Annotated in this window: 6 protein-coding genes and 1 pseudogene; 6 read left to right on the top strand and 1 reads right to left on the bottom strand. The window is 44.3% G+C overall.

The window, feature by feature from the left end:
* Positions 1–108 precede the first annotated feature (108 nt).
* Positions 109–534 (bottom strand): helix-turn-helix domain-containing protein, encoded by a 426-nt coding sequence (locus ACE1CM_RS17545; protein ID WP_374878819.1) that lies wholly within the window; start codon positions 532–534, stop codon positions 109–111.
* 81 nt (positions 535–615) lie between these two features.
* Between ACE1CM_RS17545 and tnpA the strand changes: the two genes are divergently transcribed.
* The 6 genes and pseudogenes from tnpA to ACE1CM_RS17515 all read left to right on the top strand — a co-directional run.
* Positions 616–1,026: an IS200/IS605 family transposase gene (tnpA, locus tag ACE1CM_RS17540; protein ID WP_374878818.1), complete on the top strand. Its 411-nt coding sequence runs from the start codon at positions 616–618 to the stop codon at positions 1,024–1,026.
* Positions 1,027–1,345: 319 nt separating this feature from the next.
* Positions 1,346–1,658, top strand: a pseudogene (locus ACE1CM_RS17535) (transposase); the annotation flags it as partial.
* 723 nt (positions 1,659–2,381) lie between these two features.
* A complete protein-coding gene (locus ACE1CM_RS17530; RefSeq protein WP_374878816.1) occupies positions 2,382–2,681 on the top strand; it encodes an IS630 transposase-related protein in 300 nt (99 codons plus the stop codon).
* A 132-nt stretch (positions 2,682–2,813) separates the two neighbouring features.
* The gene (locus tag ACE1CM_RS17525) at positions 2,814–2,990 is read left to right on the top strand and encodes a transposase (protein WP_374878821.1); all 177 of its coding nucleotides are present in this window, start codon (positions 2,814–2,816) and stop codon (positions 2,988–2,990) included.
* A gap of 79 nt (positions 2,991–3,069) precedes the next feature.
* Entirely contained in the window at positions 3,070–3,273 is a 204-nt protein-coding gene (locus tag ACE1CM_RS17520; RefSeq protein WP_374878814.1) for a transposase, read from the top strand.
* A 65-nt stretch (positions 3,274–3,338) separates the two neighbouring features.
* Positions 3,339–3,541, top strand: a 203-nt coding sequence (locus tag ACE1CM_RS17515; RefSeq protein ID WP_374878812.1) for a hypothetical protein, incomplete at its 3' end; no start/stop codon positions are given.

Below are 3,541 nucleotides of genomic sequence, written 5' to 3'. Positions count from 1 at the left end.
ATTCATTACTTACTACTAACGTGACCGGAGTCTGGGACTCTTTTTACGTGGGGATAGTGAGACAGAATTCACGCTTGAAAGACGGCTTTCCTCTCACTTTGTTGGTTGTTATACCTCCATTCCACTCAACTTTCTACATCGCACGAAACGAGGTCTTCCGCTTCGTTTGCCGTTGCTATCACCCTGAATGTATCTATCCATCGCTTTCTTAAGTCGCGACGTATACACATCTTGCATAACGGTGGAATACACCGATTTCAAATCTAGCAATTCACCTGACCATTGCACCGTTACCAAGTCAGCTTTGAGTCCTGGCAATTGCGCTTTTAGATCTGTGTAATACGGATTGTCTGCGAGTTCTGGTAGATGGCAGACCAACGGACAAGCATTGACGGCACACCGATTAGAGTCCCACCAATCCAGGCATTGACCCAGCCAACGGTTAAAGAGATAGCGGCAGATTCTCAGCCATTCATTGAGCTTCTGAATTTGCTGAGTATATGGGTAGATTCTGTATTGGTAATTGAGCTTCATCGGTGTTACCTCGCTATCGACCAAGCGTGAGTGCTGTTATTTCAAGCTACGCTGATTATAGCAGTATTTCCGTAAGGTGCAATGAAAAATGATTTTGTTAGCAAAGGTAGCTTTGTCAGTGACTTGAAGGTTCACCTTGTTCTGACGACGAAGTATCGCCGCAAGGTCTTTACAGGTGAGATGTTAAAACCTCTGCATGAAGTGTTTCTGGATCTGCTGACCAAATGGGATTGCAAACTCGTTGAATTCAACGGAGAAGAGGATCATATTCACTTGTTGTTTCAGTACCATCCAGATGTAGCGTTAAGCAATCTGGTGAATAATTTGAAATCGGTTTCATCGCGCAAACTGAGACAGGAATTTGAGGAACGAGTAAATCAGTTTTATCGTAAAGATGTGCTGTGGAACGGGTCTTACTTTGTTGCTAGTTGTGGAGGTGTTACGATTTCAACATTACGCAAATACATCGAACAGCAAGACACGCCTGATTGACCTGTGTGCAGCATGAGAGATAGTTCGTTTCCTCCATGTCTTCCTCCCTCGCCTACGGCATTGGTCGGAAGACTGTCGTCAACTCACCCGCCATTCATCCCACGCTGCCCTATCGGGTCAGGCGTGGGGCTTCTGTCGGTTCAAGCTAAAACTGAGTCGTTTTGATGGCAATCGGCTATTAGCTGGGGCAGTCAGTGAAATTTTAACCACTGCTAGAACCCGATATCGGGAGTATCATACTGGTCAATTGAGTCGGGAAGCGATGGCGGCAGAACGTCTTGTACTGGAAGCCAAATTGCAAGATGTCTTGACTAATGCGCCTATTAAGGGTTGGCCTGCCGATGCCCAACGATTAGCCAACCGGATTCAACGTCATTGGACAGAGTGGTTTACTTTTTTAGATTATCCAGAAGTTAAACCTGACAACAATGATGCCCAACGAGCTTTACGCCCTGTGGTCGTGCATCGGAAAGTAACTGGAGGAGCGCGAAGTGATTGGGGCGCGAGGGTTCGTAGCCCAAATGTTTAGCTTTTTAGAAACAGTTCGGCTGCAAGGTGGGGAAGCGCGCGCACAATTATATGAGTTACTGTCTTTAGCTGGTCGTAGTCCTCCAGGCTTACAATTCAACTGAACTTTTCGTTGAAAGAAATTGAATCAACCAGTTTTCCACAAACTTCCTTCTTGATTGTGGCAAGTTTTTCTGGAATACCACCTACAACTGGAGTGCGTAGCTATCGCTGACATCATTGGCGATACCGCAACGCAGTTGCGGTGAGCAGTTACTTTTAATCTTCATCTTGCAGCCGATGCTGCTTTCAGATATCTGTAAATACACCAGCGCTACGCGCTATAGTAGCGTAGTTGACAATTATTGGCTCTTCTAGCACAACAGTTAAAAACGCAATTACTATTTATTTAATTAAGCAATTGGAGTTTTGTCATTTCCACTTTTAGACAAAAGTGTACTTGTTGAAAAATAGCTTGATTATTGACGCAATGTTTTTGTTGGTTGAGAGACACAAGATTAAAATAATATAGATAAATTTGAGTTGTCAATCGCCCAAAACTTCTAGTGACTTATGGCTAAAAATTCACGACACGGAAAAGCGGAAATAATCTGCGAATCTGAGTAGTTAAAGATTCGTAGAGTTGGGCAAGGTTGGCATCAGTTATTTTGGGATATTGCCTATTACACAGGGGAAAGGTGGGGCGCAATTGTGGCGCTGCGGGTTGAGGATTTGTACGCATCAGGTCCTGGGCGCGAGTACATCACTTTCCGCGCTATAGCGCTGCGCGCTGGTATACTTACACTAAGCCAATAATATGATATAGTTAGCTAAAAGTAGCTTCAATTATGGCGCGCGCTTATAGTCTTGACTTACGTATACGTGCGCTTGACTTGATAGCTGGTGGCATGTCAATCAGTAAAGTGAGTCGGCTGGTAAACATTAGCCATCCAACTCTGTATAAGTGGACTACAGATATCAAAAATACAGGTTCAACAGTTCCTAAGACAACTGTACCGCCGACTGCGCCATCTAAAATTACAGACTGGCAAGCAGAGGAGGCAGGACAGGAAAAGGAAAAATTTCAGGAATTTGTTGAACGCCACGGTGATAAAACACAACAAGAAATGGCTCAAGGGGCAATGTAAGTCGTCACACAATTAGTCGAGGTTTGAAAAAACTGGGTTAGACTCGGAAAAAAAACCTATGGTTATCAAGCTCGTAGCGAAGAAGCGCGCTGCGAATTTAGAGAAAAACTAGCTAAGTATCGACATGAACAGATAATATACATAGATGAAAGCCCAATAGACAGTAATGAGAGTTACGCTTACGGATGGTGTGAAAAAGGGGAAAGATTTCACGCCTCCCGACCTGGAAACCGTCGAGCGCGACTTAGTATTATTGGCGCTTTATGCGAGGGGAAGTTTTTTGCCCCGATGGTTTATCAAGGATATTGATAAGCCAAAGTAGTTGAAAATTGGTAGGAGAAATTTTTGTGACCACAAGTCCGAACAAGGCAGGTAATTATTATGGATAATGCCCCCTTTAATAACTGACGTATCATTAGAGAAATCCTCGAAAAATCAGGAGGCGAATTACTTTTCAAAGCCCAGCTATTCTCCTGACTTAAACCCCATAGAGCATGGGTGGCATAAAGTTAAGACAGCCATCAGAAAAGAGCTGGCTAAATATGAATTTAATCTTCACAAAGCTGTTGCAGCAGCATTTCAGTATTTGTAAATAGACAAGCGCAGCGCTATAGAACTCGCAAGGCAGATACTAGCGGACACCGTGAAACTAGGCAAGTGCCGGTTCATCCAACGCTACACGAACGCCTGAAGGCTGATGACGTACCGAACAATCAATCGTTGTTTCCCAGCAGTCGCAACCCCACAAAGCACGTTTGCTTTAAAGCAGCGGATTTATTTTTGCGGAATGCTTTGGAGTGCTGTGGTTACGAGTCAAAAGGCATCAGCACCCATTCAACCAGGCGCAGCTTCATCACTCG

The sequence above is a fragment of the Microseira sp. BLCC-F43 genome (genome assembly GCF_041929235.1).
Classification (GTDB): domain Bacteria; phylum Cyanobacteriota; class Cyanobacteriia; order Cyanobacteriales; family Aerosakkonemataceae; genus Microseira.
Note: the sequence above shows the minus strand (reverse complement) of the source record. Positions and strands in the feature narration are given on the sequence as shown.

Excerpts from the sequence above, each read along its gene's own strand:
- ACE1CM_RS17545 (WP_374878819.1), bottom strand. The coding sequence starts at position 534 with ATGAAGCTCAATTACCAATACAGAATCTACCCATATACTCAGCAAATT.
- ACE1CM_RS17520 (WP_374878814.1), top strand. The coding sequence starts at position 3,070 with ATGCCCCCTTTAATAACTGACGTATCATTAGAGAAATCCTCGAAAAAT.
- ACE1CM_RS17530 (WP_374878816.1), top strand. The coding sequence starts at position 2,382 with ATGGCGCGCGCTTATAGTCTTGACTTACGTATACGTGCGCTTGACTTG.
- tnpA (WP_374878818.1), top strand. The coding sequence starts at position 616 with ATGAAAAATGATTTTGTTAGCAAAGGTAGCTTTGTCAGTGACTTGAAG.